The organism is Pseudoduganella rivuli (genome assembly GCF_009674485.1).
GTDB lineage: Bacteria > Pseudomonadota > Gammaproteobacteria > Burkholderiales > Burkholderiaceae_D > Rugamonas > Rugamonas rivuli_B.
The window spans coordinates 63322-85866 of sequence record NZ_WKJJ01000014.1 but is presented as its reverse complement, the minus strand read 5'-3'; the positions used below and the strand labels follow the sequence as shown (position 1 = coordinate 85866).

The following is a 22545-nucleotide window of genomic DNA, read 5'->3' as shown; positions in this document are numbered from 1 at the left end:
GGAGACTCCATGTTAAAAAAATCCGTGCTGGCTACTGCTGTAGCCGGCCTGGCGCTGTGCGCCCCTGCAATGGCGGGCAACCCGCTGTTTTCCGATATCTTCACGGCGGATCCGGCAGCCCTGGTCGACAACAACCGCGTCTACCTGTACGTCGGCCGCGACGAGGCGAAAGCTGAAGACAAGGATTACCTGATGAAGGAGTGGCGCGTCTATTCGTCGTGCGACATGAAGAACTGGAAGGCGCACGGCGTGCCGCTGAACGTGCAGACGTTCGCCTGGGCCAAGGCCGATGCATGGGCGGCCGACATCGCTAAACGCAACGGCAAGTATTACTTCTACGCGACGGTGGAGCACAAGGACAAGCCGGGCAAGGCGATCGGCGTGGCGGTCTCGGACAGCCCGACCGGCCCGTTCAAGGATGCGCGCGGCTCGGCCATCATCACCAACGACATGACCAAGCAAACGGACATTTCGTGGGATGACATCGACCCGGCCGTGTTCATCGACAAGAATGGCCAGGCGTACCTGTACTGGGGCAACCAGGTCATGAAATACGTGAAGCTGAAACCGAACATGATCGACGTCGACGGGCCGATCCACACGGTGGCGGTACCGCACTTCACGGAAGCGACGTACCTGCACCGCCACGGGAACACATATTATTTATCGTGGTCGCGGGAATTTCCGGAGCTCACAGCCTATTCGACGGGTCCTAGTGCAACAGGTCCGTGGACCTATCGTGGCGTGATCATGGAAAAGAATGAAAAGGTGAAAACCATTCACCATGCGATCGTGGACTTCAACGGCAAGTCGTACATCTTCTACCATAACGACAAACTGCCCGGCGGCGGCGAATTCCGGCGCTCTGTCGCGGCCGAGGAACTGCATTACAATCCCGACGGCACGATCCGCTTTATCCCGCAAACCGCGGAAGGACCCGCCGCAAATCCCGCGCCTGGCTGTCAAGGGTGATATCAACATTGCCGATATTGTGCAGGATTGATATCGGCAATGATATTATGTCCTAATGGATACCCTGAACCCGAACTGGTTCCTGCGCGCCAGGCTCAAGACCCGCCAGCTGCTGCTGTTGATCGCGCTGGACGAACACCGCAATATCCACCGTGCCGCGGAAGCGCTGCACATGACGCAGCCCGCGGCCTCCAAGCAAATCAAGGACCTCGAGGAAATGCTGGATGTGCGGCTGTTCGACCGGCTGCCGCGCGGCATGGAACCGACCATTTACGGCGAGACGATGATCCGCCATGCGCGCATGGCGCTGACCAGCCTGTCGCTGGCGCACGACGACGTGCTGGCGCTGAAGGCCGGCTTGGTCGGCCAGGTGGAAGTGGGGGTCATCATGACGCCGGCCATGGCCTTGCTGCCGCAAGCGATCGCCAAGGTCAAGCAGCAGGCGCCGCTGTTGCGCATCGGCGTGCACGTGCAGCCGTCGAACGTGCTGATGGGGATGCTGCAGCACGGCAACCTGGATTTCATGATCGGCCGCATTCTTGAAAAAGAAGGCTCGGAAGGGCTGATCTACGAGGAATTGACGGAAGAACCGGCCTGCGCCGTGGCCCGTCCCGCCCATCCGCTGCAAGAGCGCAGCGATTTGACGCTGTCCGATGTTGCCAGCCAGCCGTGGATCCTGCCGCCGCCCGGTTCCATCATGCGCCACCGTTTCGACATGATGTTCCGCCGCGCCAGCCTGGAACCGCCCAGCAACGTGGTCGACACCACGGACATGCTGATCGTGACCCCGCTGCTGCACCAGACCGATTCGCTGCACGTGATGCCGCTGGAAGTGGCGCGTTACTATGAATCGCTGAATATATTGCGTATCCTGCCGCTCGAACTGCCATTTAAAATGGATGCGTTCGGCCTGATCCGCCAGCAAGAACATTTATTGTCGCCCGGCGCCGACCTGCTTTTGCGCGCCGTCCGCAACGCCGCCAAGGATATCTACTAGTCCCCGCCGTCCCATGACCATTGTTTATTCCAGCCTGAACCACGCGATGCGCGTGCCGCTTGCCGCGGAAATCCACTCGCGTCCCTTCATGAAGCTCGAAGCGCCGGAGCTGATTTCCCATTTCGCCATCTACCGCAACCCGGACCTGGGCGCCGGAGCGCCCACGGGCCACAGCCACCACAGGACACTGAATGCGCTGTGCAAGCATTTCGGCGTGTCCGCGCCGGCCGACGAAGCCAAGTATTTTTATCACGACTTTGGCCGCTTCCGCCTGAAGTGGGAGTGCCACACGGAGTTTTCCACGTACACGTTCGCGCTGCGGCCGGACCAGGAATACACGATGGAAGAGGCGTTCGACCACATGCCGGTCACGCACTTGCCGCAGGAGTGGCTGCTGACGCTGAAAGGCCGCCTGATGGTGGCGGCGCACGTGGCGCTGGCGCACGGCAGCGCCGACGTGGAATCGGTGCAGCGTATCTTTGAAGGCAATACCGTGGCGGGCAGCCAGGTCATGCAAGGCGGCGAAGTGTACAGCGACTTCGCGATCCAGTCGGACGGCTTTTCGCGCTTCGTGATCCGCGACGTCGGCATGCGCGCGCAGCAGGCGGGCCGCCTGGTGCAGCGCGTGCTGGAAATCGAAACCTACCGCATGTTTGCGTTACTGGGCTTGCCGCAGGCGCAGCAGGCCGCGCCGGTGCTGAACGCGATCGAAGGTGAACTGGTGACCCTGGCGGCCGACATGGTGCAAACCGATGCCGCCCAGACGGAAGACGGCATGGGCGACGGCGTGGTCGAACAAAAGCTGCTGGGGGAAATCACCCGGCTGGCGGCCCGCATCGAAAAGCTGTCACTGGAGACCAGCTACCGCTTCTCGGCATCGAAGGCGTATTTCCGCCTGGTGCACGCGCGCATCGACGAATTGCGCGAAATCCGTATCGAAGGCATCCCGAACGTGGCGGAATTCATGGACCGCCGCCTGACGCCGGCCATGAATACCTGCGAAGCGGTGTCGGCGCGGCAGGAAGCGCTGGCGCGCCGGGTGGCCAACACCAACGACTTGCTGCGCACCCGCGTGGGCATCATCCAGGAACAGCAAAACCGCAAGATCCTGCAATCGATGAACCGCCGCGCGGCCCAGCAGCTGCGGCTGCAACAGGCGGTGGAAGGCTTGTCGGTGGCGGCGATTTCGTATTACGTGGTGGGGCTGATCGGCTATTCGACCAAGGCCGTCAAGGCGACGGGCTTTATCGCCAATCCGGATGTGGTGATCGGGCTGGCGGTGCCGCTGGTGCTGGCGGGTGTGTGGATGTCGCTGCGGAATATGCATAAGCGGTTGCATACGGCATAGCGCTTGTCGGCGTATCGCCGACTTGTGATGGGCACCGGGCGGGCATCTCATCGGGATGCCCGTTTTACCCTTGCTGACGAACCTGCCGCCTGCTACGTGGCCAAGGATCCGTCCGGAGAGTTCACTCCGGGAAAAGTGAAGTCGTTCGACGACTATCCCGATATCAGTCCGCAAATCAGGCATTTATTAAACCAAACCAATCGCGCAAAAGCCAAATGCTACCAGCGTCATGTGGAGCGGGAAGGCTGGCCGGGCGATGGCGCCGCCCTGACGTATGGTTTGCGGATTGGCGCCAATGGAAAAGTGACCCAGGTGTCCGTGCTGTCGGCCAGCGGCATCAATGACGCGATGCTGATGGCCTGCGTGGGCCGCATGTATTGTTCGTGGGAGTTGACTGCTGATGCCGGAGGGGGAGAACGGTTGGTATGGCTGCGGGAATATATGTCCAAGGTAGTTGATATGCCGAGAAATCCGACTAGGAACTGAGCAGGAGCGGGCCTTCGCAAGTTTGTTCGTCCCTGCTGCACTCGTGTACTCGAATATCGGGCAAAGCATCACTGAACTAGCTTGACGGCTGAGGCTGCTTACGGCCAGCAGCGTACATTGAACATTCTCTTCGAGGTGCCATGAATTCTAAGCAGGGCGAAGTCGAAGCCTACGCAAAAACTAGCGACACGGACCCTGTGATTTCGCTCTTATCGAGCACTATCGGAACGCTGACTACGGATTGCCCTTCAGGCGAACATCCTAGGATGTACGCATTTGAGGGTACCACGGTGGTATTGGGAGCCAGTGAAGATGGCTTCCTTAGTGTTTGGATTCGCGGAGCAACTATGTGGCCAACATCTTCGGCGTTTGGCAGATATCTTGCTGCGGAACTGGACTGCGTCGTTAGGTGTGATCCGGGTCGCGAATTCCCAGCGGTCAGCCCATATTCAAATGTCTTCCTTCAAATCGAACGTGGTGCAGAGAGTTTTGTTGCCTGGGGATGAGCTCATTCTCGCGGCTTATGTCCGCCTCAGGGCGGCACCGTTACACTGTCGAGGTACAATCGACAGCGACCGGCCAACAACAGACATTTCCCTGCTGCATGCGGCTCTGCCATGATGAAGATTTCTCCAATCCATATCCATGAAAACTATTTCCTACACACTCCTACTTTCCATCTCTTTGGCGAGCAACATTGCTCACGCGGGACATAAAGAAGACTGTGACCGGCCAGAATACGCACAGCAGTACGCTACGGGCTTTAATGGCGAATTAAATGGCGCACTTGACAAATTCAAAGATCAGGATAAGCGTTATCGCACCAAACTGGATGGAATAAAAGCTGCGCTGATTAAGGCGGGTGCTTGGACAGATGCTGAGGCTTCAGTCTTTATGGTTAAAGCAAGCATGACTGACGACGATGCCAAAGCGCTGGAGGCCGAACGCAAGAAAGCTGCCAGTGAATTCAAGGTACAACTGTTATCGCTGGATGGTATTCCCATGATCGCCGGAGGCAATAAGGCTGCAGAATTGCGTGCCACTTGTTTGCTTGGGCCATCGGCCATCAGCAAAGCAGATGTTTTATATGTTGCTGCGGAGCGAGCATGGAGGCTGCTTGAGTCCAAGGTCGCAGCGGAGGCGCAAGTGAAGAATGTCAGCTTGCCATAGGCTTTATTAAGTGAGACGTGGTTAGGCCGCCTACGGCCAGAAACGGCCGTTCGCCAGCCAAGGTCGATTAACTAAGAATAGGGCTTTTCATGACCGGTGACGTCGTTTGTACTAACGGCACATTCAAGCTTGTGATTGACTTCCTTCGCTTTAGTCAGGGGCTGGAGGGATTTGCCGACGAGCGTGGGTAAGCATGGTTCGACAGCATTCAGCCAGGAGTCAATCTTCAGAATTACCTGGAATCAGGACACTATGCGGAAAACAATTCTCTGTCTCAGCCTTGCAGGCACGCTGTTGTTCGGTACCGCGTTTATCCTGTCCTGGCTCAATCCCATCTGGATCGAGCGCATGGCAAGCACAGCTGTACGCGTCGAGGTTGAGCGCGCAGCGGGAGAACGTGTCGATGCATTGTCCGGAGCACCCATCGTCGGACTCGCACAGCGGGCGTTAGGGCGCACAGATGCCGAAATTGAACGCACGCGCGAAGCGATGCGCAGCGAGATACCCGCAAATGTGGCGCGTGTGGCAACGGCCATGCTTGATCCCGACTGCGCATGCCGCGCTCGGCTGAAATCTGCCGCTGATGCCAGCCGGCGGCAACACCTGCATTCGCTGTCGCAACTGCGTGTTCGGCTAACGTCGCTGATCGAGTCCGCCTATGCGGACGTCAGGGCGAAGCTGCTGCGCGAATTCCGCATCTTTACGGCGTCGAATGCTGCCGCGTTAGCGATGCTCGGCGCCGTTACGCTGGTTCGACCCAAGGCGCGGCTACAGTTGATGCTCCCGGCAGCCGCACTTGCTGGGGGAGTTGTGGTAACGACAGGTCTTTACCTGTTCGCACAAGACTGGCTGCACACTATCCTCTTTAACGACTATGTGGGACTCGGCTATGTCATCTGGCTCAGCGTCGTAATACTGCTGCTAACGGATATCTTAGGCAACCGGGCACGGGTTTCCACCCGCATGGCCAATGGTGTTTTGCAGATAGTAGGGGCTGCAGTAGTAGCGGTGCCATGCTAGTGGGGGCAAATCGACATCGCCTGATCGTTCGCTCCGGGGCGTTTCCTGCCTGCGTGACAGTCTGCGATTCTTTGGCCCTGGCGACCTGCTATGCTGAGCTGAACGGCCAGTTTCGGCCAAAACCGGACGTTGATATAAGTCTCACACTCCAAGAACGTAGTGCATCAAGCGGGCTTGGCGTTGAGCCTGCGGCCAGCTTCAAGACATGCGTATAGATCATGGTGGTGCTGACATCACTATGGCCGAGTAGTTCCTGAATTTTCTCGACTGACATATTTTGAGTGTCAATTCATGTGATTGCCGTTTTTTGACCAAGTCCGTCGAGTACGTCCCGCAGAAGCGTCTCGTTGCGAACATGCGTATTTCACCGCAACTGGACGGACTGTTCGGCGACGTGGACACCTTGTGTTCGGCAACGTGAGCACTCGTTCACACATTAGAGGCTAGGCCGGCTGCTGACGCCCCGAAGCGGGCAGTGACAGCGCCAAAGAAAACGCCGTCACGAGGACGGCGTTTGGTGAGGTTTAGTGGAGGCGGCGGGAGCCTCTGTCATTTCTCATCTGCTCTAGCCGGATGTCAGTTACAAGGTGACAACGGCACACCCTGGCTGTATTCTAGACGACGCAATACTGCTTGCAAATATTTCGTTTAAGAATTGAATGATCGGAACTCATGGATTACGAACGAGCTTTAATTTCGGCGGCGGATGGGAACGCCTTACTGTTTACCGGAGCAGGCTTCTCATTGGGGGCTACCTCTCTGAACGGCAACAAATTCCCAATGGGGAAGGACCTGGCTCGTGAGCTCTGTGGAAGAGCAGGCCTTCCCTTAACCGACGACCTTAAAACGGCTTCGAATCACTACCTAAAAGTCAGGGAGCCTGACGAATTAATCGAATTCCTTAAGAGCACTTTCACCGTGAGGAAATGCTCGGACGCTCATCGACTCGTGGCTCAGGTTCCGTGGAAAGCTGTCTACACTACCAATTACGACGATGTGATGGAAATTGCTGGTCGAGATAGCGGGCGAAAATACACTCCCATCACATTGGGTGACGAGCCTCGCTTGCATCGCGATTCTACAGCCAGCGTGGTGCATATAAATGGGTTCATCGACCGGTTAACACGAGTGACGTTGCTTACGGAATTTAAGCTTACCAACGTCAGCTATCTGACAGAACAGTTTCGTAAATCGGAGTGGTGCGACCTGTTTCTTCATCAGCTAAGGTCTGCGCAAGCAATATTTTTCGCAGGCTACTCACTTTACGACCTCGACATTCAGGAAATCCTGTTTGCGGACAGGTCGCTTCGCGAAAAGACTTTCTTTATTCAAAAAGAAGGAATGACCGAGCAGGAGCTTTTCTTCTCCGATCTGCGTGATTTTGGAACCATTCTCCCCATTGGGATCGAAAAGTTTGGTGCAGATCTGAACGGCGTCGATCCTGCTGCCATAAATTCCGATAAGTCGCTCGTCCTCGTCGGACTGGACGAAGTAAAATTGCCCGCCAGCCCAGAAGCCGCCACGGCAGAAGATGTCTACTCTTTACTTTTGCGTGGGGAGTCGAACCTTGATCTACTGTTTGCGCAGCAGGTCTCAGGAAAACACAATGCTTACCTTTTTGAGAGAGATGGTCAGGCTCGTTACGTAGCTAATGCCCGTAACTATATGGTCGTGGGGGATCTTGGAAACGGCAAAACGACACTTCTTCGTGCGCTCAGCGCAGCATTTTTGAAGGATGGTCGACGATGCTTTTGGGTTAAGGATGAAACCTACGACTGCCATAATGAAATCGATGCTGTCCTGAAGTTGCCAGAGCCGGTCGTAATCGTGTTCGACAACTACACACGTAAGCTTCCACTGATTGAGTATGTCAATTTCAAGCGGCGTGAAGATACGACTCTAGTATTTGCCGCTCGCACGCTACTACACAAGAATTTTCAGGAAGACCTCTACTACAAGAAGATCAGGATAGACGTTAGCCGCACAGTCGAGATTGATTGCAATAAGCTATCCAAAGCTGAACTCGATAATCTGAGTATCTACTTCTCAACATTTGGGTTGTGGGGGACCCGCGCAGCTGAGCCTCTCCGATCTAAACTTAACTACTTGCGTGGCCGGTGCAATTCAGAACTTCATGCAATTCTGCTCGACTTGCTGGCGTCGCCGGACATTCGAGCAAGATTCAGTAGTCTCTTCGGGGAATTTGACGGGTCCCGAGAGGTCTCAAAGACTCTAATCGCGACCTTTTGTTTAAACCTGCTTAACATAACTCAACCGTCCGCTCACACCATCGCCGCCATTACCGGCGACGGCACTGTATTTTCCCCAGCATTCAAGTTAAATAGTGTTCTAAAACAATTCTTTAACAGCGACCGCGACGTTATAACCCCGAAGTCGCCTGCGCTTGCGGAGTTCTGTCTAAAGAACTTTCCAAAGCCTTTGATCCTAGTGGACTGCCTGATAGAAATTTGCACAGCCACCCGGAAGAAGGCAGATACCGAACGAAGGTTTGAGATTTCCAAATATTATTGGGACATATATAGGGATATGGCGAGTTTTTCTACCGTCCGAAGGATGCTGCCAGACGACGGGAAACGTGAGCTTCTTATACGCTTCTACGAGGGGCTTAGGCCAATTGCTTTGGAGCGGGAGAATCCGCTATTTTGGTTGCAGTATGCGATGGCTCGAATGGACCAGCCGCAACAAGGGGATCTGGAGCAGGCCGCTAAGTATCTCGACACAGCGTTCGCGCTCGCAAAGGCGAAGAAGAACTTCACGACTGTGGATATCGAAACACAACAAGCGAGGCTATTCTTGGAGCATGCCCTACACACAGCGAACAGTGCCACAGAGGCATACGCTTATTTCATGCAGGCCAACGCCCGACTCGCAAAGATTACAAAAGAGGAGATATATAAATCGGAACCTTATCGACCCATGCACAACTTCGAACAGTTCTACGCCAAGTTCGGAGCTCATTTTGATGATACTCAGTGCAAAGGTCTTTATGACGCGTTTGATTACATAATGCAAAACATCAAGAAGCTCCCGCAGCGTGTCGCTGATGAACCGGTGATAATTACGGCCAGGCGGATTATCAGAGAAGTTCTTGCCAAGCTAGACATGCGATTGAGAAGAACGGTGTGACTAGCTTCATTGCGTGACCTCTTCGACGAAGGCTACTGCTCAGGCGGGAGGTTGCAAGTAAGCGCTTCTAGACTGCAATCGGTATGCGCGACTGGCAGCAAAGGGGCGTTTCCTGCCTGCAGACAGTCCGCGATTCTTCGTCCCTGGCGAGCTGCTATGCTGAGCTGCACGGCGAATTTCAGCCACTAGCGGAGACACGCATCCGCGCCCTTGATCTGAGGCGGATGCTAATTTTCGAGCTGGATTTCTCCGTCTAACTGGTCAGTAGAGATTTACAAAGCCGCTTCCAACTCGGCGAGCTTTTTCTCAAGCATTGGCCGCTCCATCGGGTTGCTGAGTTTTGGCAGCACCTGGCGCAAGGCCAATGCATTGGCTTTGGTCATTGCCTTATCCGAGGCGACGGCAACATCGGGTTTGACGCCGGTTCCTTCCCAATTGCCTTTTGTGATCAGGTTGATCGAGCGTCCCACCGGTATCACGGCAACCAGATTCGGGGCGATACGGAACGGCTGGACCGGATGCGCACCGCCTCCGGTTGTTTCACCAACGACCGTGATGCGCTTGATAGCCTGGAGGTTGTACGTAAAATCTTCGGCCGCGGAAAAAGTTTTGCCGCTGGTTAGCACATAGACGGGCTTGTCGGCGCCGAAGCGCACTCCTGGAACGGCGGGATCACTCCAGAACGAATTGGTTTCATTATCAGCGCGGAAGTAGATGTCCGACAGGTGAATCTTCTTATCGCCAAGCAAGTAACTTGCCACATGTGCGACCATTCGCGGGTCGCCGCCACCGTTTTCGCGCAGGTCTATGATCATCGCGTTGCCATTGGCTGCGAGATTCATTGCGGCTGTAGCGGCTGCCTTGCCGGTCTCCGCTTCAAAGAACCCGTTGAGCTTGAGGTACATGATATTGCCGGGTAGGCGCTCTACCTTTTCAATGGCGAAATTCAAGTATTGCCCCACTTCGGTCATACGCTGTCGCATCTCGGCAGGCACGCCTTGGTTGAGCGAGGGACGAGGCCGATCAGGTGGCGCGTTCAAGGCGTAGCGGATGCTCAAGTGTTTGTCCGGGTGGGCAGCTTGGAGATGGGTCGTCAGCAAATCCGCGAATTGAGCATCGGCCGCAACCTTCTCGTAGTCGCCCTTGAGCAAATGATCGCGGATGGCGGCGGCCATCTTCTTGCCTTCGTCAGCGAAAACATATTTGCTGGACAGGCGCTGGGCTAACACGTCGACGGCAGCGGCCTTGTCTGCCGCGCTCAACGACCGCGACTGTTGCGCGGTTGTTGCAGGCCCCCGTTCTTGTGCGCCGGCGGTGGGGAGGGCGATGATGCTGAGAACCATGGCTGCTGCGGGAAGGAGGTGTCGCATAAGAGGATTGAGTTCCATAAGAGAGAGAAAATCATCAGGCGCAAACGCGGTGCTGCTCTTGCGTGACCTGATGACGTCGGGGGTGATAAAGGTGCCATGCCGGCAGTAAAGCTCGGCTACATCTGGCGGAACTGCCTCGTAAACGCTTCGCTAATGGCCAGGCGCTCGGCCCGGTCTTTCAGGATCACCTCCAGGCCGACGCCGCCACGTCCTCCAGGTTCACTGCGTTCGATCCGGTCGACGGCCTGGAGGTTCACGATGGTGCTGCGGTGAATTTGCGCGAACAGCTGCGGGTCCAGTTGCTCGTGCAGGGACTTGAGGGGCAGCCGGATCAGCGCATCGCCTTTCTCCGTCACCACCCGCGTGTACTTTTCGTCCGACTGGAAGTACAGCACTTCGCTCACCATCACCAGCCGCACCGAATTGCCGCTCGACGCCTTGATCCATTTGAGGTACACCGGCGCGCTTTCCTGCTCGAACAGCTTTTCCCATACGGGCGGCGGCGGGCTTGCGGCCGCGCGCGACTTCAGGCGGCGGATCGTCTGCAGCAGGCGCGCGGTCGTCAAAGGCTTGACCAGGTAGTCGGACGCACCCGCATCGAAAGCGGCCAGGGCATAGTCCGCGTAAGCCGTCACGAACACCACCTGGCAGGACTCGGGAATATGGCGTGCCACCTCCATGCCGTTCAGGCCGGGCATCTGGATATCCAGGAACACGATGTCCGGTTTCAGTGCATCGATGGCCGCCACCGCGTCGATGCCGTTTTCGACCTGGCCGGCGATCCGCAGCTCGGGCCACAGGATGCGCAACTGGTCCGTCAGTTCTGCCCGCAGCAGAGGCTCGTCTTCAACGATCAGGGCGCTCGGCATCAGGCTTGGCCTCCTGCCACAGGCACCGTCAACACGGCGCGCACGCCTTGTCCGTCGCCGGGCTCTACGAAAAGGCTGGCCTCGCGTCCGTACAGCAGCTGCAGGCGTTCTGCGATATTCGCCAGCCCCGTGCCTTGCCCGGCCTGTTCGGTCAAGCCAACGCCGTCGTCGACCACGGACACGCTCAGCAGCTCGCGCTCTCCCTTGCGCTCACACGTCGCGCTGACGGTGATCAGGCCCGGTCGGCTGGCCCGCTCCAACCCGTGTTTGACGGCGTTTTCGACCAGCGAGATCAGCATCGCCGGCGGGAACGGCAGGCTGCGCATTGCCTCGTCCACGTCGACCGCGAAGCGCAGGCGCGCGCCCATGCGGATGCGCATCACCGCCAGGTAGTCGCTGACAAGGTCCATTTCCCGTCCCAGGGTCGAGGACACCGAGCGCATATCCGGCAGCGCGTTCTGCAGGTAGCCGACCAGGTGGTCGAGCATGTCCTGCGCGGCGTGCTGGTCGGTGCGGATCAGGTACTTCAGGTTGGCCAGGGTATTGAACAGGAAGTGCGGCTCGACCTGGGCCTGCAAGGCCGAGAGGCGCGCCTGCAGCGAGGTGCGTTCGAGCTCGCGTTCACGCCGAGCCGCATCCAGTGCGTTGGCATGGCGCGTGAGGTGCTGGCGCAGCTGGGTGCACACCATCTCGGCGGCCTTCAGCGACTCGCCCTGCTGGATCGCGAACCAGGCCAGGCCTGGGCGGCTGCGCAGCTCGATGTGGCAGCTGGGACCCAAATCGGACGATACCCTCAGCTCGACATGGCGCCCCAGCGCCAGCGGACGCCAGCGGCCCAGTACGATGCGGCCCTTGAAAGGGTCGTGGAAGAATGCCGGCGGGCCGGAGTAGCCGAGCGCCGTGCCGAGCGCCAATCCTGACAAGGACTCGGTGCACAGGTCAAAGGTGGTATAGGGATTGAATGGCGCATCGATGCGGCGCGTCACCGAGGAGGCAATCCCCTCGGCGCACAGCGCCTTGCCTTCCTCGCCCAGCCGGGCAAGAACGCTGCGGGCGATTCCGCTCGAGATCAGCGCGGACCAGACCATCACTGCCAGCACGATGCCGCCGACCAGGTACGGATTGAGTTTGCGGGCCTCGAATTCGCCCGGCGCAGCCGTGCCAAAGTTCAGCCAAAGCGGCAGCAGCGCGATCGCCAGCGACAGGAACAGCAGCGAACCGGCGTTGAAGCGCAGTGCCGATTGCAGCAGGTAGCGGCGCACCAGGCTGCGGTCGTGCTCGACTTCCAGTACGGGAGGAGCGTTGAATGGCTGAAATGCGGGAGAACTCATCAAATTCCTCGTGTTGAACTTGCCACGCCATTCTAGCGGCTCGGGGGCGCAGGTTTTTGCCCATGCGACGAATGGCTGCAAATCGGGGAGGAAACCGGCGTCGGTGGGATGAATGCCGCGGACCGCATTGCTGGCTGAGCCTGGCGGGGTAGATATAAGCGTGTGCCTCGGTTCGGCAGGGGGGGGCGCCACCGGCGCGCGCATGGGGTAACAGCACTAAGTGCAGGTGGTTCGTCTCGATGGCGCCGCTAACTAGGTTACGCTGGCTCGCAATGGAAGTCGCGTTTGCCTGCCGCTGGGCTTGCGCTATGCCCGTTCTTGCGTGACAGTCTGTGACTTTTTCGGTTTGGCAACATGCTATCCTTTGCTTAAGGGCCGGGTTCGGCCAACAGCAGACCTTCATTTTTCGTGGAAGAAGTAAATCGAACCTTTATTGGGCTATAAAGTAGAAACGACATGACTCAAGCACTGCACTACCCGACCATTGAATTCAATGATCTAGATGCCGTTAAACGCGCGCTGCTGGTATGGGATCGAATTCATCGAATCGTTCCCGCAGGCTATCAACCGAATGATCAACCGGAAATTCTGACTGCTATTCAATCCGGGGCAATTATGAATCTTTCTGTGGATGCGCATGAGAAATCTGCAGCTGCACAACGGTTCTTGGATTTTCACTACTTTAGAAATAGCGCAAAGACACTCCTCACTTGGCCGGCGGGATTCTCCACCGAGACATTTACTCGAATTAACCCCGAAAAAATTGATGCAAAACTCCTGCCTCTTTTTGAGCAATTGGCAAGACGTCTCACCGCTGATGGCTTTCTTGAGGTGCCGCATGAACTCGCCGGCGGTTATATGTTTTATCTGGCAACTTCTGTGGCTGAACGGCGCGCACTTAGTTTGACAACAGACTCCTCTGACTATTGGGCTGTTGGAACGTACTTTGCCAACGACGGATGTTTTACGGAGCAAGTTTATGATGAACACGCAAACACCTACCTCGCAAATTTAGCAATTGATGACCTATTGCCAAATGATCTTGCGTCAATCGACTTAGACCAACTGCTGCGCTTTAGGGAGGAAACAGCAGAACTTCGAAATGTTTTTCAGCATGAACTGGAATTATTGCGCGACGAAATATCCAGATGCAACAATAAGGAACATGCACATTACATTGTTCAGGACTTTGTCAAGCGCTTTGAAAAAGCCAAGGAAGAATACCGCAAGACAATGAGTTTTTTCAGGAAGACCGACGTTTGCAGTCTTTTTTCCGTAGGTTTGCCAGTATCAGCAACAATAGTTGCACTACCTACCATAGGTGGCGGCGACCCGTATGACCCGGTACGCATAGGTATTGGGCTGCTACTTGGGGCAGTTTCAGCACTTGCAACCCGCGAGATGAGTCACAAACCCAAATCAATTGCCTCCTATTTAGTGGATGCAGAGCGGCTAACAAAAACGCCAAGTTTTCTACTTCATCGGAAATTCGAAGAATTCATTAATGATTGAGAACGTTTTCTCGTGGCGTTGAGGACGGGCGTTACTCAAAGGTTCGTAGGGCAAGATAACCCTTGACGGCGATGGTCGGCAAAGGGACAAGAGGCACCGTTGGCCGCCGTTCCTCGACCGTCCGCTCCGACAACGTGGCGTTCATTCAAATTTTCGCATGATTGTCTTGGTCCGGGCGACAGGAGCTGATGGCGGCATAGCCGTGACCGCGTGCAATTGGCCAATAGCGGACGAAGACGTTTTACGATAGATTTTTATGCGGCGAGAAATTAGAAGACTAGTTGAGTTAGGTCGGCTTCCAAGCGAGGAAGATGCCGACATCGAAACGCTTCGTAAGTACGAAGTTGAGTATCGTGGAATTGCGCGCCCAATCTCTGACGAAGAGGCGATAGTGCTTATCGGGTTGTTTGGCGACGACGGCTGTTTTGGGCTCGCCTCATCATTGATGCACCTGATAGAAACAGCTCCGGGTTGGCCGATAAAGAGCTGCCTTACCCATACTGACAACCCATGGGTTCTCGAACTTAAGAATCGTGCCATCCGAGGTGGCGTTTTGTCAGATTAAGCATGAACTGCACACGGCCATGAACGGCCTATCGCATATTTGGAGCAAGAGAGATTGAAAGATTGAAGATGCTTGAAATGAACGAAGAAGAACAATATCTCGCTGATCAGATTAACACATGGGTTTGGTCTGGATTCTATGATCGCAAGGAGGTTAACGCATCTCTCGATGACGTGTTAGAAGGCGATGTCGACGAGTCGACGCTTCGAGCGCTCATCGAAGAAGAGTTCCAGCGAAAGGCCGTGGAAGAAAAAAGCTGGCCTCAATTTACCGACTGTAACCGGCTGGATGACGTATTTGGCGATTTGAACCGAGCCATGATCATCGCGTTGCAAAACGCTGGGTATACAACTTCAGACGGCCATGATGACGTGAGCGAGATACACGCGAAGCAACCACATGGTACCTACAAAGGATATTGCTTCTATCACGGGCAGGACCTTGAGCGAGCGGTAGCTGGTGAAGGACTGTGGCTCGCATTTGGCGATATGAAAGATACCGAAGCAGGAAAGACAGCAATCGCCGCCGCGATTATCGAAGCTCTGGAGCGTCATGGTTTTGCCGTCGAATGGAACGGCAATGTTCAGACAAGGATAAGGGTGCCGAAAATCCATTGGCAGAGAAGAGTTGATCGTTAACGGCCAAGAGCGGACAATTTGGTCTAAAACAGCCAGTGAACTGCCATTTATTGAGAAAATGCTTAAGGACAAATCGCCCCGTAGAGTTGTCGTGCATAAGACCAGATTGCACGATAGCAATGCATTTCGGATGCGAGCGTCGGCTACTTTTCACTAGCACGATCGACCATTTCAGGTCACGGGGCCAATGTTTTGAAAAATTTTAAGATGGCAATTCATATGTCTATAGTGATATTTCCTTATCTTGTAAATAGAGAGAGCAAGCTGGAATTCGTGACCGAGGAAGAATTTCAGGCTATCGATAATTTCAAGAGGCGTGTCGAGCAGCTTCATTCCACGAAATCGAAGGATAAAAACTTTCCATTATCTTATACGGCTTATGGTGAGGATGGGCAGGTTATATTGAGAATAGAAAAATGATTTCTCTGTGGTTTAATTCGGATTTTTTTCACTCTGATCCAGAGAAAAGGAAGGTTTTGAATGGTGTAAATGAGCATATCGGCGAAGCAGGCTCGCTTTTTCACTTATATGTGGCAATACGGCGGTGCCTTGTTGATGTTGATCGTCTTTATACCGTTCTTCATAAATTTTGCCGTGAGCACTCCTACATATATACGCCGAATCACCATTTTTACAGAAATTCCGCATAGTATATAACTTGCATCCTTAAGTCCAGAGGCGTCAACGGGGCAACCGGCCGCTTCGGAGCGTATTGCCAAGATGCCTCGTCGCCCGGTTTCGATCGCTTCTAGAATGAAATTGTAGCCTCGATATTTCTTGCACGTTCGAATGAATTTTTTCCTATTTTAATGATTTTTCCATGAGTGCGGCTATGAATCTTTGGGTAGTAATGATTTTACTAATCGCCATCTTGGTAGTTTCATGGGTAAATAAATCACATTTGAATATGGGTGAAATAGATAAGTACAATACTGATCAATTCGTCAAGCTTTCTACACAATTGACTTTCCGTCTTTCTATCAGCTTTTTCTTGATGCTAAGCATTGGGTTGTCACCGTTTTTTGCATACCATTACCCCCTAATTGTCTCGGTCGCACCGACATTTCCTTTTGGGGAGGTTTATGCAATAGCTGCTGTACTTGTCGCCACTATCGCGGCGTTCAACCTCATAATTTTCGAGGATGAGGCTGCGCATGGCAAATTTCGGAAATTTGGTTCGTTTCTAGAAAAATGTTTGATTGCGGGATTAAGTAGTCATAATCGAAGAATTTACGAATGCCACGGCCATTGGAGGTGGATAGTTCTAGAATTGCGTATCTCAAGGTGGTGCCAGCGTAAGGGTTCAATCTCAATCCACAATAGAAGAATCACATTGCTTCTAATTGCGGCATCGATTTCCATGGCTTTGTGCATTTGGCTATTCGGTGGATTAGCAACCCTGATTGATCGATCCTCCGGCTCTGTATTAGAGAGGTTGATTGCACAGCCCTCAGCATGGAATCCACTGCTAATAATTTTAGGGATGCCTATTGCATTCATGGTTTGGCTTTTCCGTGATCAGAACAATCGTGAACAAATAGAAAACCAACGAAAGGACATCAACCTTAAGGATTTCCAAAAAAATGCAGAGTGGGCCGCTGGAACACATTTCGTCGAAGATAAAATTGTCGAGACAAAAAAGGCTGTCAAGAGCATGAACTCGGACGCCTCGGTTAGCAGCACAGATGAAAGCGTTACTAGTAAAGAAAGCTACGGACTGCCTGAGGACGCGGTACTGCCCGCACCAGGACGAAGAGATGCAGCGGCTGCTTTACAGATTGCAGCAGTACATCAATTGGCGGCATTCCTTCGAGGAGATTTTGGAGTTCATTTTCAGAGGCCCGCATTTCAGCTTTTTAGGTCTATTTGGCTTGTACTGATGCAAGTGCATGTAAATAGATTTCCGAGATTTCCTTATCGTGATCAGGCAGACTTGCTTGCGCAACAGAAAGATTGGCTTGACGGAGCCCAACTGTCTATTGGCCGTGGCCTTGGCGAGGCGCTTACTTTGGTACTTGGTTCAGATCGGGGGCAAGTTCTACGAAATCATTCACACGACCTTTCAAATATTGTTCTAGCTGGGTTCGACACCCAATTGCCAGCGCTAGAAAATCAAAAAATCCGTCAAGGAATTGATCTAGAAGGATTACGTCTCCGCGGCGCACAGTTGCATGGATCCAATTTCTATCTCGCTAATTTACAACGAGTGGATTTCTTTCAAGCCCAACTTCAGGGAACGAATTTGCAAATGTCTAGTTTACAAGAGGCCGAGCTAGCACTTGCGCAGTTAGACGGTGCGGATATTTCTGGTGCAAGAATGCAAGGCGCCAAACTTGGTTCAGCTTCCTTATTTGGTACAAAAGCATTCGTGACCGATCTCCGACATGCGATCTTGCACGGCACTGATTTACGCTGCGCTCAACTAAACGGGGCAAAACTCGAAGGGGCATTACTTGTAAATATTCACATTAATGAGGCAACGTCATTTGCAGGAGCTACAATTGACGAAAATACGCAAATATGTGTAGCAACGCAAAAGTCTGGAACCTATGGATTGGACATTTCCACATTCCCGAAAAACTGCGTAATTGATGAGGTGGCGAGCAGAGATCTTAGGGATTCCCTTGCGTCTCGTGGCTTAGACATGACTTTATATCGTGGGGTTGTAAAATAGTAAAGAGCAAATACGGTCCGGCAGATGCATTAACGGTTGTAGACGTGGCTGGATATCCGAACGTCCGCTTTGGGGTGAAATCAGCCATTCAACGTACGTTCAGCAATAGGATGATATAGCGGAAAGCCAGCTTAGTAATACAGCAGGGCTGCCCCTTTTTCCCCCGCCAGTCTAATTTACCCGAAACGGTGCGAGTGCAGTCTAAAGGCATCCAGAATAGCCGAGGTGCCGGATTTCTTAGACCGAACTCGCCTCCGCCGGGAAACCCGTAGACCGGATTAGCCTATTGGCCACGGCCGGTTAGACCACCTTGGACATTTCAGCATCGTTATTAGACCGCTGTAGCTGCAAATTCTCAAAGCGCGCCCTGCAATCGGCGGCACGCATCCTGTAATCATCGCCAGGAAAGCGCAGCCATACAAAACGCCATTCGTTGCGGCCCTTGGCGTAGCGATTGGCAAACAGCGACGGCGTCAACGACGTACCGTCGTCGGAAACGATACGGTCACCCACCACCTTGGCGAATTCAACGTTGCCGCAGTGGCTGGTTCGCAGGCTGGTTCCGTCTGGCAGGAAAATATTCTTCCATTGAAAGCTGCGCATTGCCCGGCCGCTTCGGTTCGTATGTCATGAGCCGGTCCTTTCGAGAAGTGTCTAAAAGTTGAACCGGTGAAACGAAACAGCGTTCGCTTTAGACTTTCGCCCCCGTAGAACTGGATCAAATTAGACTTTCGCCCTGAATTCTTAGCCGGTTTTCGACAGTCGCCCATGGGTTTTAGCCCGGTCTGGACGCAGGTGGCCCAAAATATACCGTGTTAGACCATGGGTTGATTTGGCAGGTACCCCAGGAGACGCCGCAGGCACTTGCGAACCGCCGCCATGAAACGAAATTGGCCGCCCGACGCCTGGCGTCAGGACAACGCCAAAGCCGCGCAAGGGATTTTATATTGCATAATGCCGGCGTTGCGAATTCCGTCGCCATTCCCAGATTTCCCAAAATGACAATAACACCTGAAGCCTTTTCCGACGTCGAGCGCCACGGCCTGTACCGCGCCATCCGCGAACGCCGCGACGTCCGTTCGCAATTCCTGCCTGACCCGGTGCCGCCCGATGTGCTGGCGCGGCTGCTGCAGGCGGCGCACCATGCGCCGTCGGTCGGCTTCATGCAGCCGTGGGATTTTATCGTCATCGACAGCGTGGACGTGCGGCGCCAGGTGCATGCGATTTTTGAGCGGGAAAACGCGAAGGCGCTGGAAAACTATGCGGGCGACCAGGCCTCGCTATATAAACGCCTGAAACTGGAAGGCATCTTGGAAAGCCCGTTGAACCTGTGTATCACGTGCGACCGCAGCCGTGGCGGTCCGCACGTGCTGGGACGTAACTCCATCATGGAAATGGATATGTTCAGCGTGTGCCTGGCGGTGCAAAACCTGTGGTTGGCGGCGCGGGCCGAAGGCATCGGCGTGGGCTGGGTCAGCATTCTCGACCAGCAGGAACTGGCCGCCACGTTGAAACTGCCCGACAACGTCTATCCGGTGGCGTACCTGTGCATCGGCTACGTCAGCGAATTCCTGGCGCAGCCCGAGTTGCAGGCCAAGGGCTGGCGCTCGCGCTTGCCGTTGGAAGAACTGGTGCACGGCAACGGCTGGGGACAGCCGCTGGAAAACGATCCGCTGCAGGAAGCGCTGCGTAACTTGGCCGCAGCGGCCTAGTTTTATTCCAGTAGGCGGAATAGTGAATTGCCGCTGGCGGATATTCTCGGGCGAGGTGGAATAATTCACACTAGGGTCATTGTCCAACCACCAAGGAGTGCCCCATGAAACTGTACTACCACCCCCTGTCCGGCCACGTGCACCGCGCCCGCCTGTTCCTGTCGCTGCTGGGTTTGCAGCATGAACTGGTATCGGTGGATTTGCTCAAGGGCGAGCATAAGACCCCGGAATTCCTGCGTTTGAACTCTTTCGGCCAGTTGCCGGTGCTCGATGACGACGGCGTGATCGTGCCGGATTCGAACGCCATCCTCGTCTACCTGGCGCGCCGCGAAGGGCGCACGGACTGGCTGCCGCAGGGCGCGGTGGCCGAAGCCCGCGTGCAGCGCTGGCTGTCCGTGGCGGCAGGGGAAATCGCGTTTGGCCCGGCAGCGGCCCGCGTGGTGCAACTGTTCGGCCGCGATGTCGATCCCACCGACATGATCGCCCGCGCGCACCGCATCCTGGCGCTGATCGACGCGGAACTGGAAGGGCGAGACTGGGTGGCCGATGTGGGCGCGAGCACGCCGACCATTGCCGACGTGGCGCTGTACAGCTACATCGCCCGCGCGCCGGAAGGCAATGTGGATTTGTCCGCCTACACCAATGTGCTGGCGTGGCTGGCGCGGGTCGAAGCGCTGCCGGGCTTCGTGCCGATGGCGGTGTCGCCGGTCGGCCTGGCCGCGTAAGGAGACTGCCATGGACAGGACAGTCAGCAGCACCGTGCCGGCCGCCGTGGCTGTCCCGCCGGCAGTCCACGAGGAACCGCCTTCGCCGTGGCATGCGGGCGAAGTGGCGATGCAGCGCCTGGAAGGCGTGGCGGAGCGGATGGACAGCATCGGCCGCAAGGTCGTGCGGCCATACATGCCGGACCAGCACCGTGAATTCTTTGCCCAGTTGCCGTTTGCCGTGCTGGGCGCCGTCGATGGCAATGGCGACGTGTGGGCGACCTTGCGCAGCGGGGCGCCGGGATTCATGCAGTCGCCCGATCCCCGTGCGCTGGACGTGCGCTTGCCGCGCATACCGGACGATCCGGCCGACGCGGGCATGAACGATGGCGACAGCATCGCGCTGCTGGGTATCGAACTGCACACGCGCCGGCGCAACCGCATGAATGGCGTGGTGCGGCGCGGGCAGCATGAACACGCCCGCATCGACGTGCTGCAATCGTTCGGCAACTGCCCGCAATATATCCAGTTGCGCGATTTTCAATTAACGAACACGCCTCCCGATGCGCCGCAATGGCAGCCAGCGCTGGACGACGCCGCCAGGCGGTTGATCGCGCGGGCCGATTCGTTTTATGTGGCGTCGTACGCGGATGTGCCGGACGGCCCCCGGCAAGTGGACGTGTCGCACCGGGGCGGGCGGCCCGGGTTCGTGCGTGTCGATGACGATGGTGCGTTGACCGTGCCGGACTTTGCGGGCAACCTGTTTTTCAACACGCTTGGCAACTTCACGGTCAATCCCCGCGCGGGGCTGGTATTCGTGGATTTCGATGGCGGGCACCTGTTGCAGATGACGGGCGACGTGCAGATCCTGGCCCATGTACCGGACGGCGCGGTGGATGGGGCACAGCGTTACTGGCGCTTTATGCCGCGCCGCGTCGTGTGGCGGCGCCACGCGCTGGGCATCCGCTGGAATGCGCAGCAAGGAGGGATGTCGCCGGCATCCGCGCGGACCGGGACCTGGTGATCAGCCGGGCTTATGCTGCGCCAGCGACGCCAGCGCTTCCAATAAAATCCTGGCCCGGAACGGCTTGACGATGACGCGCGCCACTTGCCGTTCCTTCAGTTCGGCCAGCTGGTCGCCCGTGCAATTGTCCGCCATCACGGCAATCGGCATCCGTGGTGACGATGCCGTGTCGCCGCTCCGCACCTGGTCCAGCAGCGCCAGGTCATGCACGGCCCCGCCATCGTCGATGGCGATGATGGCGCCGTCGAATGGCCGCTGGCGCAGGATTTGCCGGGCCAGCGTCATGCTGGCCGCTTCATGGATTTGCGCCATGCCCAGCGAGCGTGCCGTCAGCGCCACGGTCCGGCGCAGCATGGCTTGCGGTTCGACCAGCAATACGTGGCTATCCTGCGGCTTGTGCCCGGACATCGGCGTCTCCTTTCGGTGACTGCAATTCCTGCATGACCAGGCCGCGCAAGGTCGACAGGATCGCCATTTCGATATCGTCCAGCTGGCGCGGCTTCGTGTCGATGATGCACAGCGTGCCCAGCGCATAGCCTTGTGGCGTGATCAGCGGGGCGCCCGCGTAAAAGCGGATGTGGGGACTACCCGTTACGAGCGGATTATCGGCGAAGCGCACGTCGGCCGCCGCGTCGGGCACTTCCATGATGTCGCCGCGCATGATGGCGTGGCCGCAGAACGACACGTCGCGGCCGGTTTCGCACGCGGTCAGGCCGACATTGGATTTGAACCACTGGCGTTCGCTGTCCAGCAGCGAAATCAGCGCGATCGGCACATCGAATTCCGCCGCCGCGAATTCAACGATACGGTCGAAGCGCTCTTCGCGCGGCGTATCGAGGATCAGCAGCGCATACAGGGCCGCGAGGCGTTCGGCTTCATTGTCCGGAGTAGGGGCAGCGATCATGGCGGGACTCACCAATGGCGATGTGGCCACTGTAGCAGGAAAGCGCCGCCAATTGAAACCCGTACCGCTGTCGCCTGTGGGGTGCTGGTTACAAATTTCCGG

The 22545-nt window shown here is 55.9% G+C and carries 20 protein-coding genes; 13 read left to right on the top strand and 7 right to left on the bottom strand.

The features are described from left to right. Positions 1-9 precede the first annotated feature (9 nt). The 6 genes from GJ700_RS21720 (at position 10) to GJ700_RS21695 (ending at position 5993) form a co-directional block, all read left to right on the top strand. Complete coding sequence (locus GJ700_RS21720) at positions 10-972, top strand: glycoside hydrolase family 43 protein (protein ID WP_154377806.1); 963 nt, start codon at positions 10-12, stop codon at positions 970-972. A 55-nt stretch (positions 973-1027) separates the two neighbouring features. Then, a complete protein-coding gene (locus GJ700_RS21715; protein WP_154377804.1) occupies positions 1028-1969 on the top strand; it encodes a LysR family transcriptional regulator in 942 nt (313 codons plus the stop codon). Positions 1970-1982: 13 nt separating this feature from the next. Then, on the top strand, positions 1983-3317 hold the full coding sequence (locus tag GJ700_RS21710; protein ID WP_154377803.1) for a DUF3422 family protein: 1335 nt from the start codon (positions 1983-1985) through the stop codon (positions 3315-3317). Between the two features lie 27 nt (positions 3318-3344). After that, a complete protein-coding gene (locus tag GJ700_RS21705; RefSeq protein WP_154377801.1) occupies positions 3345-3803 on the top strand; it encodes a hypothetical protein in 459 nt (152 codons plus the stop codon). A 645-nt stretch (positions 3804-4448) separates the two neighbouring features. Then, on the top strand, positions 4449-4973 hold the full coding sequence (locus GJ700_RS21700) for a hypothetical protein (protein WP_154377799.1): 525 nt from the start codon (positions 4449-4451) through the stop codon (positions 4971-4973). 252 nt (positions 4974-5225) lie between these two features. Beyond that, a complete protein-coding gene (locus GJ700_RS21695) occupies positions 5226-5993 on the top strand; it encodes a hypothetical protein (protein WP_154377797.1) in 768 nt (255 codons plus the stop codon). Positions 5994-6081: 88 nt separating this feature from the next. Here the strand turns inward: GJ700_RS21695 and GJ700_RS21690 are convergent, their stop codons facing one another. Beyond that, positions 6082-6267, bottom strand: coding sequence for a tyrosine-type recombinase/integrase (locus GJ700_RS21690; RefSeq protein WP_154377795.1), 186 nt, complete (start codon positions 6265-6267; stop codon positions 6082-6084). Positions 6268-6665: 398 nt separating this feature from the next. On the opposite strand from GJ700_RS21690, the gene GJ700_RS21685 reads away from it, so the two are divergent. Then, complete coding sequence (locus GJ700_RS21685; RefSeq protein ID WP_154377793.1) at positions 6666-9140, top strand: SIR2 family protein; 2475 nt, start codon at positions 6666-6668, stop codon at positions 9138-9140. Positions 9141-9412: 272 nt separating this feature from the next. Here GJ700_RS21685 and GJ700_RS21680 read toward each other — a convergent pair whose 3' ends face one another. The 3 genes from GJ700_RS21680 to GJ700_RS21670 all read right to left on the bottom strand — a co-directional run bounded on the left by GJ700_RS21680 (position 9413) and on the right by GJ700_RS21670 (position 12710). Next, positions 9413-10483 (bottom strand): S41 family peptidase, encoded by a 1071-nt coding sequence (locus GJ700_RS21680; RefSeq protein ID WP_195763974.1) that lies wholly within the window; start codon positions 10481-10483, stop codon positions 9413-9415. A 143-nt stretch (positions 10484-10626) separates the two neighbouring features. Beyond that, complete coding sequence (locus GJ700_RS21675; RefSeq protein ID WP_154377789.1) at positions 10627-11379, bottom strand: LytR/AlgR family response regulator transcription factor; 753 nt, start codon at positions 11377-11379, stop codon at positions 10627-10629. Continuing rightward, positions 11379-12710 (bottom strand): sensor histidine kinase, encoded by a 1332-nt coding sequence (locus GJ700_RS21670; RefSeq protein WP_195763973.1) that lies wholly within the window; start codon positions 12708-12710, stop codon positions 11379-11381. Before GJ700_RS21670 ends, GJ700_RS21675 begins: the two co-directional genes overlap by 1 nt. A 456-nt stretch (positions 12711-13166) precedes the next feature. Here GJ700_RS21670 and GJ700_RS21665 point away from each other — a divergent pair, with 456 nt between their 5' ends. From GJ700_RS21665 to GJ700_RS21655, 3 genes are all read left to right on the top strand, one after another. Then, positions 13167-14222 carry a hypothetical protein gene (locus GJ700_RS21665; protein WP_154377783.1) on the top strand — a complete coding sequence of 352 codons (1056 nt, stop codon included), beginning with the start codon at positions 13167-13169 and terminating at the stop codon, positions 14220-14222. Positions 14223-14864: 642 nt separating this feature from the next. Further along, the gene (locus GJ700_RS21660; RefSeq protein ID WP_154377781.1) at positions 14865-15425 is read left to right on the top strand and encodes a DUF6891 domain-containing protein; all 561 of its coding nucleotides are present in this window, start codon (positions 14865-14867) and stop codon (positions 15423-15425) included. 820 nt (positions 15426-16245) lie between these two features. After that, on the top strand, positions 16246-18099 hold the full coding sequence (locus GJ700_RS21655; protein WP_154377779.1) for a pentapeptide repeat-containing protein: 1854 nt from the start codon (positions 16246-16248) through the stop codon (positions 18097-18099). Between the two features lie 300 nt (positions 18100-18399). On the opposite strand, the gene GJ700_RS21650 is transcribed toward GJ700_RS21655, so the two are convergent. Beyond that, the gene (locus GJ700_RS21650; RefSeq protein ID WP_154377777.1) at positions 18400-18702 is read right to left on the bottom strand and encodes a hypothetical protein; all 303 of its coding nucleotides are present in this window, start codon (positions 18700-18702) and stop codon (positions 18400-18402) included. A gap of 395 nt (positions 18703-19097) precedes the next feature. Between GJ700_RS21650 and bluB the strand changes: the two genes are divergently transcribed. The 3 genes from bluB to GJ700_RS21635 all read left to right on the top strand — a co-directional run bounded on the left by bluB (position 19098) and on the right by GJ700_RS21635 (position 21539). After that, positions 19098-19811: a 5,6-dimethylbenzimidazole synthase gene (gene bluB / locus GJ700_RS21645; protein WP_154377775.1), complete on the top strand. Its 714-nt coding sequence runs from the start codon at positions 19098-19100 to the stop codon at positions 19809-19811. Positions 19812-19915: 104 nt separating this feature from the next. Then, positions 19916-20536 carry a glutathione S-transferase family protein gene (locus GJ700_RS21640; protein ID WP_154377773.1) on the top strand — a complete coding sequence of 207 codons (621 nt, stop codon included), beginning with the start codon at positions 19916-19918 and terminating at the stop codon, positions 20534-20536. 10 nt (positions 20537-20546) lie between these two features. Then, positions 20547-21539 (top strand): pyridoxamine 5'-phosphate oxidase family protein, encoded by a 993-nt coding sequence (locus GJ700_RS21635; protein ID WP_154377771.1) that lies wholly within the window; start codon positions 20547-20549, stop codon positions 21537-21539. On the opposite strand, the gene GJ700_RS21630 is transcribed toward GJ700_RS21635, so the two are convergent. After that, positions 21540-21947 (bottom strand): DNA-binding transcriptional response regulator, encoded by a 408-nt coding sequence (locus GJ700_RS21630; RefSeq protein ID WP_154377769.1) that lies wholly within the window; start codon positions 21945-21947, stop codon positions 21540-21542. It lies immediately after the preceding gene. After that, the gene (locus GJ700_RS21625; RefSeq protein WP_154377767.1) at positions 21922-22443 is read right to left on the bottom strand and encodes a GAF domain-containing protein; all 522 of its coding nucleotides are present in this window, start codon (positions 22441-22443) and stop codon (positions 21922-21924) included. The genes GJ700_RS21630 and GJ700_RS21625 overlap by 26 nt, the downstream gene beginning before the upstream one ends. Between the last annotated feature and the right edge of the window lie 102 nt (positions 22444-22545).